Origin of the sequence: Pseudomonas putida, assembly GCF_022627325.1 — a bacterium.
Taxonomy (GTDB): domain Bacteria; phylum Pseudomonadota; class Gammaproteobacteria; order Pseudomonadales; family Pseudomonadaceae; genus Aquipseudomonas; species Aquipseudomonas putida_X.
Window position 1 is genome coordinate 126,327 of record NZ_JAETZZ010000005.1, and the last position, 14,754, is coordinate 141,080.

Annotated in this window: 14 protein-coding genes; 10 read left to right on the top strand and 4 right to left on the bottom strand. The window is 61.6% G+C overall.

Annotated features, from left to right (window positions below; all coding sequences use genetic code 11):
* Positions 1–97 precede the first annotated feature (97 nt).
* Positions 98–943: a xanthine dehydrogenase accessory protein XdhC gene (gene xdhC, locus JNA92_RS09885; protein ID WP_241804515.1), complete on the top strand. Its 846-nt coding sequence runs from the start codon at positions 98–100 to the stop codon at positions 941–943.
* 10 nt (positions 944–953) lie between these two features.
* Positions 954–2,258, top strand: coding sequence for a guanine deaminase (gene guaD / locus JNA92_RS09890; protein ID WP_241804516.1), 1,305 nt, complete (start codon positions 954–956; stop codon positions 2,256–2,258).
* Here the strand turns inward: guaD and aqpZ are convergent.
* Both aqpZ and JNA92_RS09900 read right to left on the bottom strand, forming a co-directional pair.
* Entirely contained in the window at positions 2,255–2,953 is a 699-nt protein-coding gene (gene aqpZ / locus JNA92_RS09895) for an aquaporin Z (RefSeq protein ID WP_241804517.1), read from the bottom strand. The genes guaD and aqpZ overlap by 4 nt on opposite strands.
* 217 nt (positions 2,954–3,170) lie before the next feature.
* Positions 3,171–3,926, bottom strand: a complete 756-nt coding sequence (locus JNA92_RS09900) for a GntR family transcriptional regulator (RefSeq protein ID WP_241804518.1) — start codon at positions 3,924–3,926, stop codon at positions 3,171–3,173.
* A gap of 284 nt (positions 3,927–4,210) precedes the next feature.
* On the opposite strand from JNA92_RS09900, the gene JNA92_RS09905 reads away from it, so the two are divergent.
* Positions 4,211–5,560 carry an NCS2 family permease gene (locus tag JNA92_RS09905; protein WP_372490345.1) on the top strand — a complete coding sequence of 450 codons (1,350 nt, stop codon included), beginning with the start codon at positions 4,211–4,213 and terminating at the stop codon, positions 5,558–5,560.
* A 375-nt stretch (positions 5,561–5,935) separates the two neighbouring features.
* Here JNA92_RS09905 and uraH read toward each other — a convergent pair whose 3' ends face one another.
* A complete protein-coding gene (uraH, locus tag JNA92_RS09910; RefSeq protein ID WP_012315443.1) occupies positions 5,936–6,289 on the bottom strand; it encodes a hydroxyisourate hydrolase in 354 nt (117 codons plus the stop codon).
* Positions 6,290–6,666: 377 nt separating this feature from the next.
* Between uraH and puuE the strand changes: the two genes are divergently transcribed.
* The 7 genes from puuE (at position 6,667) to JNA92_RS09945 (ending at position 13,614) form a co-directional block, all read left to right on the top strand.
* On the top strand, positions 6,667–7,593 hold the full coding sequence (puuE, locus tag JNA92_RS09915; RefSeq protein WP_027592956.1) for an allantoinase PuuE: 927 nt from the start codon (positions 6,667–6,669) through the stop codon (positions 7,591–7,593).
* Positions 7,593–8,108, top strand: coding sequence for a 2-oxo-4-hydroxy-4-carboxy-5-ureidoimidazoline decarboxylase (gene uraD / locus JNA92_RS09920; protein WP_241804519.1), 516 nt, complete (start codon positions 7,593–7,595; stop codon positions 8,106–8,108). The genes puuE and uraD overlap by 1 nt, the downstream gene beginning before the upstream one ends.
* 57 nt (positions 8,109–8,165) lie before the next feature.
* Complete coding sequence (locus JNA92_RS09925) at positions 8,166–8,669, top strand: ureidoglycolate lyase (RefSeq protein ID WP_012315446.1); 504 nt, start codon at positions 8,166–8,168, stop codon at positions 8,667–8,669.
* A 43-nt stretch (positions 8,670–8,712) separates the two neighbouring features.
* Positions 8,713–10,041: a urate hydroxylase PuuD gene (locus JNA92_RS09930; RefSeq protein ID WP_241804520.1), complete on the top strand. Its 1,329-nt coding sequence runs from the start codon at positions 8,713–8,715 to the stop codon at positions 10,039–10,041.
* Positions 10,042–10,198: 157 nt separating this feature from the next.
* A complete protein-coding gene (locus tag JNA92_RS09935; protein ID WP_241804521.1) occupies positions 10,199–11,554 on the top strand; it encodes a nucleobase:cation symporter-2 family protein in 1,356 nt (451 codons plus the stop codon).
* Between the two features lie 139 nt (positions 11,555–11,693).
* On the top strand, positions 11,694–12,479 hold the full coding sequence (locus JNA92_RS09940) for an outer membrane protein OmpK (protein WP_241804522.1): 786 nt from the start codon (positions 11,694–11,696) through the stop codon (positions 12,477–12,479).
* 352 nt (positions 12,480–12,831) lie between these two features.
* Entirely contained in the window at positions 12,832–13,614 is a 783-nt protein-coding gene (locus tag JNA92_RS09945) for an outer membrane protein OmpK (protein ID WP_241804523.1), read from the top strand.
* Positions 13,615–13,740: 126 nt separating this feature from the next.
* Here the strand turns inward: JNA92_RS09945 and JNA92_RS09950 are convergent, their stop codons facing one another.
* Complete coding sequence (locus JNA92_RS09950) at positions 13,741–14,655, bottom strand: DUF808 domain-containing protein (RefSeq protein WP_241804524.1); 915 nt, start codon at positions 14,653–14,655, stop codon at positions 13,741–13,743.
* Between the last annotated feature and the right edge of the window lie 99 nt (positions 14,656–14,754).

The following is a 14,754-nucleotide window of genomic DNA, read 5'->3' on the forward strand; positions in this document are numbered from 1 at the left end:
TCGGGCCCTGTCGCCGGCAAGCCCGCGCTGTACCTGCGGGCACCAGGCTTGCCAGCGACAAGGCTCGAACAGGCCACCTGGAATGAGGAACTGCATCATGCACCAATGGATCAACGCCCTCGCCGACCACCAGTCCCGTGGCGAAGCCTGCGTGCTGGTGACCATCATCGAGGAACGCGGTTCGACCCCGCGCAACGCAGGCTCGAAAATGGTCGTCAGTGCCAGCGGCCTGTTCGACACCATCGGCGGCGGCCACCTGGAATACAAGGCCCTGCACATCGCTCGGCAGATGCTTGAAGAGCAGCGCAGCACGCCGCACCTGGAGCGCTTCAGCCTCGGCGCCAGCCTCGGGCAGTGCTGTGGCGGCGTCACCGTGCTGCTGTTCGAGCCCATGACCGCTGTACAGGCGCAAATCGCCGTGTTCGGCGCGGGCCATGTCGGCCGTGCTCTGGTACCCTTGCTCGCCGCCCTGCCCTGCCGGGTGCGCTGGATCGATTCGCGAGAACAGGAATTCCCCGAGCTCATCCCCAACGGGGTGACCAAGGTGGTCAGCGAGGAGCCGGTCGACGAAGTGGCCGAGCTGCCACCTGGTTGCTACTGCATCGTCATGACCCACAACCATCAGCTCGACCTGGAGCTGACCGCCGCCATTCTCAAGCGCAACGATTTCACCTGGTTCGGCCTGATCGGCTCGAAGACCAAACGGGTCAAGTTCGAGCACCGCCTGCGCGAGCGCGGCTTCGACGAGGCCGTGATGGCGCGCATGCGCTGCCCGATGGGCCTGGCCGAGGTCAAGGGCAAGTTGCCGATCGAGATCGCCGTGTCCATCGCCGGCGAAATCATTGCCACCTACAACGCCTGCTTTGGCCAGCATGACGCTGGCGTCAATGCGGGCCCCATCGCCCAACTGCTGCCGCCGTCCCGGCGCAGCCAAGCCAATTGACGAGTGAGTTATGACCGTTACCCGCAAAGCCTACCGTGCCGCCATCCTGCACAGCATCGCTGACCCGGCCGAGGTGGGCCTGGACGCGTCCCATGAGTACTACGAGGACGGCCTGCTGGTGATCGACGATGGCCGCATCAGTGCACTGGGCCATGCCAGCGAACTGCTGCCGACGCTGGATGCCGACATCGAAGTGGTGCATTACCAGGACGCCCTGATTACCCCTGGCTTCATCGACACCCACATCCATTACCCGCAGACCGGCATGATCGGTTCCTACGGCGAACAGCTGCTGGACTGGCTCAACACCTATACCTTCCCCTGTGAAAGGCAGTTCGCCGACAAGGATCACGCCGACAACGTCGCGAAAATCTTCCTCAAGGAACTGCTGCGCAACGGCACCACCACGGCCCTGGTGTTCGGCAGTGTGCACCCGCAGTCGGTCAATGCACTGTTCGAGGAGGCCGAGCGCCTGGACCTGCGGATGATCGCCGGCAAGGTGATGATGGACCGCAACGCGCCCGACTACCTGACCGACACCGCCGAAACCAGCTACACCGACAGCAAAGCGCTGATCGAGCGCTGGCACGGCAAGGGCCGCCTGCACTACGCAGTCACCCCGCGCTTCGCCCCCACCAGCACCCCGCAGCAGTTGAAGCTTGCCGGGCAGTTGCTCAAGGAGCATCCGGGCGTCTACATGCACACGCACCTGTCCGAGAACCTCAAGGAAATCGACTGGGTCAAGGAACTGTTCCCTGAGCAGAAAGGTTACCTGGACGTCTACGACCACTTCGAACTGCTCGGCGAGCGCTCCATTTTCGCCCACGGCGTGCACCTGTGCGACGACGAATGCCAACGCCTGTCCGAAACCGGCTCGGCAATCGCCTTCTGCCCAACCTCGAACCTGTTCCTGGGCAGTGGCTTGTTCAACTTGCCCCAGGCCGAACGCTTCAAGGTGAACGTAGGCCTGGGCACCGACGTCGGTGCCGGCACCAGCTTCTCGCTGCTCAGCACCCTGAACGAAGCGTACAAGGTCATGCAGCTGCAGGGCGCGCGCCTGCACCCCTACAAATCGCTGTACCTGGCCACCCTCGGCGGCGCCCGTGCGTTGCGCCTGGATGACCGGATCGGCAGCCTGCGCCCCGGCAACGATGCCGACTTCGTGGTGCTCGACTACAAGGCCACGCCGCTGCTCGACTACCGTATCCAGCAGTCTGGCAGCATCGAAGAGACCTTGTTCGTCCTCGCCACCCTGGGCGACGACCGCACCGTGCGCGAAACCTACGCCGCCGGCCGCTGCGTGCACCAGCGCTAAGGCGCCTTGGCCAACCCCCGGTACAGTGCGCCGCCGATCGCTGCCCCGATCAGCGGCGCCAGCCAGAACAGCCACAGTTGCTGCAAGGCCCAGCCACCGACGAACAGCGCCGGCCCCGTGCTGCGCGCGGGGTTGACCGAGGTATTGGTCACCGGGATCGAGATCAGGTGGATCAGCGTCAGGGCCAGGCCGATGGCGATGGGGGCAAAGCCCGCCGGTGCCCGGGCGTCAGTTGCGCCCATGATCACCACCAGGAACATCGCCGTCATCACCACTTCACTGACAAAACCCGCGCCCAGCGAGTAACCGCCTGGCGAGTGGTCGGCGTAGCCATTGGACGCCAGGCCCGCCGACAATTCGAAGCCGGCCTTGCCGCTGGCGATGAAGTAGATCACCGCTGCCGCGAAGATCGCACCGATCACCTGGGCGATGACGTATGGCAGCAACTCCTTGGCCGGAAAACGCCCGCCCACTACCAGCCCGAAGGAAACAGCAGGGTTCAGGTGGCAACCGGAGATGTGGCCGATGGCGAATGCCATCGTCAGGACGGTAAGACCGAAGGCGAAGGCGACACCGAGAACGCCGATGCCGAGGGGAGAGCTGGCTGCGATTACCGCACTGCCGCAGCCGCCGAGTACCAACCAGAAGGTGCCGATCAGCTCGGCACCCATACGTTTACCCAGAGACATGGTCATGGACCTTTCCTCAAGAAGTGGAACGCAACGGATGCGCAAGCCCAACTGCTTGATGAAGGTTTGCCCACAAGAATTTAGCAGACGTTTGAACAATGACCAGCAACAACGAGGGCCGCTTGGCGCCCATCGCCGGCAAGGCGCCCCCCGCACAACCTCACGGGAGCCGGATTGCCGGCGACAGGCCGCGAAGCGGCCCCTCATTCAGCCAGGCAAACGATCAACCCTTCAGCGAGACCTTGGGCTTTTTCAGCAGGTGCGAAAACACCGCATGCAGGTCGTCCGAGGCGCTCTCCTCGTCCAGGTTGAGCTTGCTGTCGATATGGTCCATGTGATGCATCATCAGGCTGACCGCCTGCTCGGCATCACGCGCCTCGATGGCATCGATCAGTTGCATGTGCTCGTCATAAGAGCAGTGCGAACGGTTGCCGCTCTCATATTGGGCAATGATCAGCGATGTCTGCGACACCAGGCTGCGCTGAAAACTGACCAGCGGGGCATTGCCGGCCGCCTCGGCCAACTTCAGGTGAAACTCCCCGGACAGCCGGATGCCGGCACCCCGATCACCACGCGAGAAGCTGTCACGCTCTTCACGGACCATGTGCCGCAGTTCGTTGAGCTGCTCGACGGTGGCGTGCTGCACGGCCAGTTCGGTGATGGCGCGTTCGACCATGCGCCGCGAGAAGAACACCTGACGGGCTTCTTCGACCGTCGGGCTGGCCACCACGGCACCGCGGTTGGGGCGCAGCAGCACAACGCTTTCGTGGGCAAGGCGCGACAGGGCACGGCGGATGATGGTGCGGCTGACGCCGAATATCTCGCCCAGCGCTTCCTCGCTCAACTTGGTGCCCGGTGCGAGTCGCTGCTCGAGGATCGCCTCGAAGATGTGCGCATAGACGATATCGTCCTGGGTACCGCTGCGGCCAGCCTTGCCGGCACGCGCAGGTTTCTTCAGAGGTTGCAGCTGTTCGTTCATGGGCTCTCGAGGCACGAAGGAAAGTATGGCGGCATTGTACACAAGCTGAGCCGTTTCTGCAGGTGGGGTTTTATCTATATAGCTGATGTGCGGCATATGATGCGTACAAAAAATAAAACATTATTTGCTTTCTTTGTACACAAAAGCATAATCCATCGGGCAACTTCTTGACCCGTAAGTCAACAAAGCGGCGTCAGACGTCTGCCATCCCTCGCGGAGCCGCCAAGTGCATTGCGCAGGTCACTGGCTCCAAGAACAACAAGAAAGACTTGAGGAGTATCGCTGTGGAAAGCCGCAAATCCGACGCACCTACGCTGGATCTCGCTCCACCGCTCGAAACGAGCTGGCTGGAGCGGATTTTCAAACTCAAGCAACACGGCAGTACCGTCAAAACCGAAATGATCGCCGGGGTGACCACCTTCATCACCATGGCGTACATCATCTTCGTCAACCCGAACATCATGGCTGACGCCGGCATCGATCACGGCGCAGCCTTCGTTGCCACCTGCATCGCTGCGGCGCTGGGCTGCCTGCTGATGGGCCTTTATGCCAACTGGCCAGTGGGGCTGGCGCCAGGCATGGGGCTCAACGCCTTCTTCACCTACACCGTGGTCGGCACCATGGGCTACAACTGGGAAACGGCTCTGGGCGCGGTGTTCGTCTCAGGCGTGCTGTTCATGTTCCTGACCTTGTCGAAAGTGCGCGAATGGTTGCTGAACAGTATTCCGGTCAGCCTGCGCCATGCCATGGGGGCCGGCGTCGGATTGTTTCTCGGGCTGATCGGCCTGAAGACGGCAGGCATCATCGTCGACAGCCCCGCCACGCTGATCAAGCTGGGTTCGCTGCATGAGCCTGGCCCTTTGCTGGCGGCACTGTGCTTCCTGTCTATTGCGATCCTCAGCTACAAGCGCGTGTTCGGCGCCATCCTGATCAGCATCATCGGCGTCACCTTGGCCGGCTGGGGCCTGGGCCTGGTGAAGTTTGGCGGGGTGATGTCGATGCCGCCGAGCCTGGCACCCACCTGGATGGCCATGGACGTGGCCGGCGTGTTCAACGTGAGCATGATCAGCGTGGTGCTGGCGTTCCTCTTCGTGCACATGTTCGACACCGCCGGTACCTTGATGGGCGTCGCCCAGCGGGCCAACCTGGTGGCGCCAGACGGCCGCATCGAAGGCCTGTCGAAGGCCTTGAAGGCGGACAGCGCGTCCAGCGTGTTCGGTGCCGTGGTGGGCGTGCCGCCGGTAACCAGCTATGTGGAAAGTGCCGCGGGCGTTGCCGCAGGCGGCCGTACTGGCCTGACCGCGGTGGTGGTTGGCCTGTTGTTCGTGGCGGCGATGTTCTTCGCACCGCTGGCCGGGATGATTCCAGCCTACGCGACTGCAGGTGCACTGATTTACGTGGCCATGCTGATGATGGGCAGCATGGCGCACATCCATTGGGATGAAGCCACCGACAGCATTCCGGCGATCGTCACGGTGATCATGATGCCGCTGACCTTCTCGGTCGCAGACGGTATTGCCCTGGGTTTCATCACCTATGTGGCGCTGAAGGCCGGTACTGGCAAGTACAAAGAGATCTCGGCCAGCCTGTGGGTGCTGTGCGCGATCTTCATTGCCAAGTTCGTGTTCCTCTGAATTGACACATGCACCAGATCAGGGCGCTTCGGCGCCCTTTTTGTGCTGTCGGCTTGCCGGCGATGGGCCGCAAAGCGGACCCAGATGTTCGCGGGTCGCACCGAGCGCGCTCGGGCGATTACAGCTCCGCTATGGGGGGCTGCTTTGCAGCCCATCGCCGGCAAGCCGGCTCCCACCCCGTCCGCGGTGTTCTTCAGGTCAGCGTTTTACCTGTCGTAGCAACGGTCTTACCCATTGCTAAAAGCCGCCGCAATCCAGGTGGGAGCCGGCTTGCCGGCGATGAGGGCGCAGGGGAAAACACAAAACAGCAGACGAAAAAAAGCCCGCCAGTGTGAGAGCGGGCCAAGGACCTACGAAGATTCTTCTAGCGACCAACTAGCTCCCACGATAGGTCGAATAGCTATACGGCGAGATCAGCAGCGGCACATGGTAGTGCTCCTGCTTCTCGTCGATGCCAAAGCGCAGCACGACAACATCCAGAAACGCCGGCTCCGGCAGTTGTACGCCGCGAGCACGGTAGTAGGCGCCAGCACTGAACTGCAGCTGGTAAACGCCAGTACGGTAATCGTCACCCTGCAGCAGCGGCGCGTCCACGCGGCCGTCACTGTTGGTCAGGGCGGTGTTGACCAGCTCAAGCTGCTGGCCTTCGACACGGTACAGCTCGACCTTGATCGCGCTGCCCGGGCAACCGTGAGCTGCATCCAGTACGTGTGTAGTCAAACGTCCCATTGCTTGTCGCCTCTTGTTCAATCTGTGGGCAAAAAATACACAGCCATCCGCACGGCAAACAACCTGCGACGGGCGGGAATAGCGTTATTAAGACATTTCATCGAAAGATTGTACACAATTTTTTGAGCCCTTCCGCCAAGGCCCGGTCAAACGGGTCAATAGTCGCAAAATCAAGCGCTGTGCCGTCGCCAATCTGATTAACTGACCAATCAGGCAGGTTTCTTGCAACAGATTCTCAGGCGACAAATGGGAAGAAATGCGGAAAAACAGGCTTACAAATGATTTCAGAAGTTGTATACAATCAGCCCATCCGGTGGTGCGACATCCCGACGCGGCCCGCCCACACCCCGCACTAACGCACAAGAAGGAAGACTGCAGTGAGCGCTGACTACCCTCGCGACCTGATCGGTTACGGCAACAACCCACCTCACCCGCAATGGCCGGGCAATGCTCGCATCGCGCTGTCTTTCGTCCTGAACTACGAAGAAGGTGGCGAGCGCAACATCCTGCACGGCGACAAAGAGTCTGAAGCCTTCCTGTCCGAAATGGTCGCGGCCCAGCCACTGCAGGGCCAGCGCAACATGAGCATGGAGTCGCTGTACGAATACGGCAGCCGTGCCGGCGTATGGCGCCTGCTCAAGCTGTTCAAGGACAGCGGTGTACCGCTGACCGTGTTCGCCGTGGCCATGGCCGCCCAGCGCCACCCGGACGTGATCCGCGCCATGGTCGAGGCCGGCCACGAGATCTGCAGCCACGGCTACCGCTGGATCGACTACCAGAACATGGATGAAGCCCAGGAGCGCGAGCACATGCTCGAGGCCATCCGCATCCTTACCGAACTGACCGGCGAGCGCCCGGTTGGCTGGTACACCGGCCGCACCGGCCCCAATACCCGTCGCCTGGTCATGGAGGAAGGTGGCTTCCTCTACGACAGCGATACCTACGATGACGACCTGCCCTACTGGGAACCCAACAACCCGACCGGCAAGCCGCACCTGGTGATCCCTTACACCCTGGACACCAATGACATGCGCTTCACCCAGGTACAGGGCTTCAACTGCGGCGAGCAGTTCTTCCAGTACCTCAAGGACGCCTTCGATGTGCTGTACGCCGAAGGCGCCGAAGCCCCGAAAATGCTGTCCATCGGCCTGCACTGCCGGCTGGTCGGCCGCCCGGCGCGCCTGGCCGCGCTGAAGCGTTTCGTCGACTACGCCAAGAGCCATGACCAGGTCTGGTTCGCCCGTCGCGCGGACATCGCCCGCCACTGGCACACCACCCACCCGTACAAGAAAGAGAACGCCTGATGACCGCCTTCAAGACCCTCAAGCCATCGACCCTGGACCGTGACACCTTCGTCAAGGTTTTCGCCGACATCTACGAGCATTCGCCGTGGGTCGCCGAAAAAGCCTACGACCTGGGCCAGCTGGAGGAACTGAACGAGATCGAAGCGCTGCACCAGCGCATGAGCGACATCCTGCTCAGTGCCAACCACGCCGACCAGTTGGCGCTGATCAACGCTCACCCGGACCTGGCCGGCAAGGCCGCCATCCAGGGCGAACTGACCGAATCGAGCACCAACGAACAGGCCGGCGCCGGTATCCACCAGTGCACCGCCGAAGAGTTCGCCCGGTTCACCGAGCTGAACGATGCCTACAAGGCCAAGTTCCAGTTCCCGTTCATCATGGCCGTCAAGGGCAGCAACCGGCACCAGATCCTCGCCGCTTTCGAAAAACGCATCCACAACGACAGCGATGCCGAATTCAAGGAAGCCCTGGCGCAGATCAACCTGATCGCCCTGTTCCGTCTGCTGCAGCTGTAACCGGCGCGGCAACGTCACAGCTTTATCCAGAACAACGAACATAGAAGAGATAACCGCATGCGCACCCTGATGATCGAGCCCCTGACCAAAGAAGCCTTCGCCCCCTTCGGTGACGTGATCGAAACCGACGGCAGTGACCACTTCATGATCAACAACGGCTCGACCATGCGCTTCCACAAGCTCGCCACGGTCGAGACCGCCGAGCCTGAAGACAAAGCGATCATCAGCATCTTCCGCGCCGACGCGCTGGACATGCCGCTGACCGTGCGCATGCTGGAACGCCATCCGCTGGGCAGCCAGGCTTTCATCCCGCTGCTCGGCAACCCCTTTCTGATCGTGGTCGCGCCCGTTGGCGATGCACCTGTATCAGGCTTGGTCCGTGCCTTCCGCAGTAATGGCAGGCAGGGCGTCAATTACCATCGCGGCGTTTGGCACCACCCGGTGCTTACGATCGAAAAGCGGGATGATTTCCTGGTGGTTGATCGCAGTGGTTCCGGCAACAACTGCGATGAGCATTACTTCACCGAGGAACAGATGCTGATCCTCAATCCCCACCAATAAGAAAAGGTCGATCATCGTTCGGTGATCGGCAGAGGTACATACTGTGGAAGCACACCTTCACGAATGGCTGAACCTGAGCATTCGCTGGGTTCACATGATCACCGGCGTGGCCTGGATCGGTGCATCGTTCTACTTCGTCTGGCTGGAAAACAACCTGAACCGGAGCAATCCGCGTGACGGGCTGTCGGGTGACCTTTGGGCCATCCACGGCGGTGGTATCTACCACCTTGAGAAGTACAAGCTGGCGCCGCCGAAAATGCCCGAGAACCTGCACTGGTTCAAATGGGAAGCCTACTTCACCTGGATGTCCGGTATCGCCCTGCTGTGCGTGGTGTTCTACTGGAACCCGACCCTGTACCTGCTGGCCCCTGGCAGCACCCTGAGCGGTGCCGAGGGTGTGGCCATCGGTATCGGTTCGCTGGTGGCCGGCTGGTTCATCTACGACCTGCTCTGCGATTCGCCACTGGGCAAACGCCCGGCACTGCTTGGCGCCGTGCTGTTCGTCCTGATCATCGCCGCCTGCTGGGGCTTCAGCCTGGTGTTCAGCGGCCGTGGCGCGTACCTGCACACGGGTGCGATCATCGGCACCATCATGGTCGGTAACGTGTTCCGCATCATCATGCCGGCCCAGCGCCAGCTGGTGGCTGCGATCGAGAGCAACACCACCCCCGACCCGCGCCTGCCGGCCAAAGGCCTGCTGCGTTCGCGTCACAACAACTACTTCACCCTGCCGGTGCTGTTCATCATGATCAGCAACCACTTCCCGAGCACCTACGGTAGCCAGTACAACTGGCTGATCCTGGCCGGCATTGCGGTAGCTGCGGTACTGATCCGCCACTACTTCAACACCCGCCACGACAGCAACAAGTACGCCTGGACCCTGCCGGCCGGTGCCCTGGCGATGATCTGCCTGGCTTACGTCACCGGCCCGAAACCGATGGCGGTTGATCCAGAGCAGGCCGCGGCGAAGATCGAGTACCAGCCGCTGCCCGCGACTGCAGTGGGCGGCAAGACCGCTGCCGAGCAGCGCGCCGAGGACGCTGCCAAGGCGGCCGAAGCCCCTGCCGCACCGGCTCAAGCCCCAGCCCAGGCGACTGCTCAGGCCGGCGGCGGCGCCTTCGACAAGATCCACACGGTGATCCAGGAACGCTGCACCGTGTGCCACTCGTCGAAACCGACCAGCCCGCTGTTCAGCACCGCCCCTGGTGGCGTGATGTTCGACACCCCGCAGCAGATCCAGGCTCAGGCCGCGCGCATTCAGGCGCAAGCGGTCGCCAGCCAGATCATGCCGCTGGGCAACATCACCCAGATGACCGTCGAAGAGCGCAAGCTCGTCGGTGACTGGATCGCCAAAGGCGCCCAGGTCAACTGATCGAAGCCGCACGCTTCAAGCCTCAAGCTGTAAGTCGTAGGTAACAAGCAAGCATCGAGCGTCAGGCTCCACGCGGATCACCAAGCTTCTTCCTGAAGCTTGCCGCCTGGGGCTTGCCGCTTGGATCCGAGAATAAAAACAAAACTCGAGGTGCTGCATGTCCGAGTCACGCAAGGCGTACATTCCTGTGGCGCCACCGCGAGAACCTCTGCCCCTGTTCCAACTGATCCTGGTAGGCCTGCAACACGTTCTGCTGATGTACGGAGGCGCGATTGCCGTGCCCTTGATCATCGGCCAGGCAGCCGGATTGTCCCGTGAAGAAGTCGCTTTCCTGATCAACGCCGACCTGCTGGTCGCCGGCGTCGCCACCATCATCCAGTCGTTCGGTATCGGCCCGGTGGGGATCCGCATGCCTGTGATGATGGGGGCCAGTTTCGCTGCCGTCGGTAGCATGGTGGCCATGGCCGGCATGCCTGGCGTTGGCCTGCAGGGGATATTCGGTGCGACCATCGCCGCCGGGTTCTTCGGCATGCTCATCGCCCCGTTCATGTCCAAGGTCGTACGCTTCTTCCCGCCGCTGGTCACAGGTACCGTGATCACCTCGATCGGGCTCTCGCTGTTCCCGGTCGCAGTCAACTGGGCCGGTGGCGGCCATGAGGCACAAGCCTTCGGCTCGCCGATCTACCTGATGGTCGCGGGCCTGGTGCTGGCCGTGATCCTGCTGATCAACCGCTTCATGCGCGGCTTCTGGGTCAACGTGTCGGTGCTGGTAGGCATGGGCCTGGGTTACATCCTGGCCGGCTCCATCGGCATGGTCGACCTGTCCGGCCTGAGCCAGGCACCGTGGCTGCAAGTGGTAACGCCACTGCACTTCGGCATGCCGACCTTCAGCCTGGCGCCGATCCTGTCGATGTGCCTTGTGGTGGTGATCATCTTCGTCGAGTCCACGGGCATGTTCCTCGCCCTGGGCAAGGTGACCGATCGTGAAGTCACGCCAGGGATGCTGCGCCGCGGCCTGCTGTGCGATGCCGGCGCGTCGTTCATCGCCGGGTTCTTCAACACCTTCACCCACTCCTCGTTCGCCCAGAACATCGGCCTGGTGCAGATGACCGGCGTACGCTGCCGCTATGTCACCGTGGTCGCCGGCGCGTTGCTGATCCTGCTCAGCCTGCTGCCCAAGGCGGCTTACCTGATCGCCTCGATCCCGCCTGCAGTACTGGGTGGTGCGTCCATTGCCATGTTCGGCATGGTCACCGCCACCGGGATCAAGATCCTTCAGGAGGCAGACATCGGCGACCGTCGCAATCAACTGCTGGTTGCGGTCAGCGTCGGCTTCGGCCTGATCCCGGTGGTGCGTCCGGAGTTCTTCGCCCAGATGCCGCAGTGGATGGAACCGATCACCCACAGTGGTATCGCCATGGCCACGGTCAGCGCCTTGGTGCTGAACGTGCTGTTCAACATCCTCGGTGGTGCCGACCGCGCAGCGCACAACGACGCCTGTCACCAGCATTGAGCCAAGCGGGGCGGCGCCTGCGTCGCCCCGCGCCTATCCGTTGCAACTGCCACACCGTCGGCCCGCCGGAATGGGCCGCCCGGGGCGCCTGCGCGCCGAACAATCCGCCAACAAAAACAATAAGTCCGGGAATCACAACATGAAGCGCATCGCATCAACCCTGTTGCTGGGCAGCAGCCTGCTGGCCACCCTCCCCTCGCATGCAGGCGAATGGCTGCTGTGGCACGGCGAAAGCCTGACCTATCTGTATGGCAAGAACTTCAAGGTCAACCCAGACATCCAGCAGACCATCACGTTCGAGCACGCCAACAAATGGAAGTACGGCGACACCTTCCTGTTCGTTGACAAGATCTTCTACAACGGCAAGCCCGATGCCAGCAAAGGCGTGACCACCTACTACGGTGAGTTCAGCCCGCGCCTGTCGTTCGGCAAAATCTTCGACCAGAAGCTCGCTTTCGGCCCGATCAAGGACGTGCTGTTGGCCATGACCTACGAGCGTGGTGAAGGTGACAACGAGGCCTACCTGATCGGCCCGGGCTTTGACCTGAACATTCCCGGCTTCAATTATTTCACCCTCAATTTCTACCTGCGCAACACCGAAGGCGGCCGCCCTGGCGACGACGTGTGGCAAATCACCCCCGGTTGGTCCTACACCATTCCCGTGGGCAGGTCGGACATTCTGATCGACGGCTACATGGACTGGGTGCCCGACAACGACCAGAACCGCCGCGGCACCTATCACGCCAACCTGCACTTCAACCCCCAGGTCAAATACGACCTGGGCAAGGCCCTCAACCTGGGCGCCAAACAGCTGTATGTGGGCTTTGAGTACAGCTACTGGAAGGACAAGTACGGCATCGACAGCCGCGGCAATCTTCAGAGCAACCAGAGTGTCGCCAGCGCGCTGATCAAGGTCCATTTCTGAAAACCTGATCAAACGCCCAAGTTTGATACACACTGCTCCAGGAAGGAGCACTTGAGGCCAGGCGCGCAAGCCAGTAATCTGCGCGCCCCCTCGAACAGGGCAGGAGGGATTCTGCCCGCGTTTACTGACCGCTCAGTCAATGAATTCGGGCGGTTGGCCAACGTGTTGCCAGCCGGAAATACCCATTTTCAGCCGTTCAGAACGAGTCGAGCAGGCAGGTTGTAGCCAATCCGGAAAGTTGGCGCAGCTCTTGCCAAACAACTGTGGCCAATCGAAAAAAGCTGACTCAAAAGACAAAAAAGCGCCAATACCGAGCGCTGACAACAGACCAATCAAGGGAGCGACACTCGCAATGCGTACCATCAATAGCCTGATTCTCGCGGGCGGCCTGCTGGCCTGCGGCACCACCTACGCCGATGACCTGCTGCAGTGGCAGAACAACAGCCTGACCTACCTGTGGGGCAAGAACTTCAAGGTCAACCCAGCGATCCAGCAAACCGTCACGTTCGAGCACGCCGATGGCTGGAAGTACGGCGACAACTTCATCTTCGTCGACAAGATCTTCTACAACGGCAAGAAGGACTCGGGTAACGGCGATAACACCTACTACGGTGAGATCAGCCCGCGCCTGTCGTTCGGCAAGATCTTCGACCAGAAGCTGGCGTTCGGCCCGGTCAAGGACGTGCTGCTGGCAATGACCTACGAGTTCGGCGAGGGTGATACCGAGTCCTACCTGATCGGCCCTGGCTTCGACCTGGACATCCCGGGCTTCGACTACTTCCAGCTGAACTTCTACCAGCGCACCACCGACGGCAGCCGTGCCGGTGACAATGTCTGGCAGATCACGCCGGTTTGGTCGTACACCATTCATGTGGGCTCCTCCGACATCCTCATCGACGGTTTCATGGACTGGGTGGTCGACAACGACGAGAACCGCCGCGGCACCTACCAGGCCAACCTGCACTTCAACCCTCAGGTCAAATATGACCTGGGCAAGGCGTTGCACCTGGGTGAGAAGCAGTTGTACGTAGGCTTTGAGTACGACTACTGGAAGAACAAGTACGGGATCAAGGATTCCGACGGGTTCACCACCGACCAGAACACGGCAAGCTTCCTGGTCAAGGTCCACTTCTGACCGCGGGCTGCGCTGCAGCCCAGCGCCGGCAAGCCGGTCCCACAGAAATGGCGCCGCGCCTGAGACAGGCGGGGATAATGTGGGCCGGCTTGCCGGCGATCCGGGGCTTAGCCCCGGCCCGGCACATCAGGTGGCAGGCTTCACCGCCCGCCACAACTTGCTCGCCAGCGCCACGACAGCAAGCACAACGGCACCCGCCACAATCCCCACACCACCATTGAGCAACGCGCCAGTAAGCGCCCCGCCCCGCCCTTCGCTGAAGGCCTCGATGGCATGATGCAATGGCGCAACACCGTGCACCAGAATCCCGCCACCGACCAGGAACATTGCCGCCGTCCCGATCACCGACAGGCTCTTCATCATGTAGGGCGCCGCCCGCAGAATGCCATTGCCCACCACCTGGGCCGCTTTCGAGGCCTTGTGAGTCATCCACAAGCCCAGGTCATCGAGCTTGACGATACCGCCCACCAACCCATAGACACCTACGGTCATGACGATCGCAATACCCGACAGCACGATGATCTGCTGAGTCAGCGGCGCATCGGCCACGGTGCCCAAGGTGATGGCGATGATTTCTGCCGAGAGAATGAAGTCGGTGCGCACCGCCCCTTTGATCTTGCTCTTCTCGAACGCCACCAGGTCGACATTGGTATCGGCAACGGCCTCGCTACGCGCACTGTGCTCGGCAGCATCTTCTTCCTTGCTGTGCAAGAACTTGTGCGCCAGCTTTTCGAAGCCTTCGAAACACAGGTATGCGCCACCGAGCATCAGCAGCGGTGTCACCGCCCATGGAATGAACGCGCTGATCAGCAGCGCCGCCGGCACCAGGATCGCCTTATTGACGAACGAGCCTTTGGCCACCGCCCACACCACCGGGATCTCGCGCTCGGCGCGCACACCCGTGACTTGCTGGGCGTTGAGTGCCAGGTCGTCGCCCAGCACACCTGCGGTTTTCTTCGCCGCGACCTTGGTCATCAACGAGACGTCGTCGAGTACCGTGGCAATGTCGTCGATCAGTACCAGTAAACTGCTTCCTGCCATGTCTGCCTGTTTCCCGTGAAATGAATGGGCCGCAGTCTAGCCCAAAGTCGCTGCCTTGAGCCCCCATCGAGCCCGGTGCTACCATGCTCGATCCCTCTT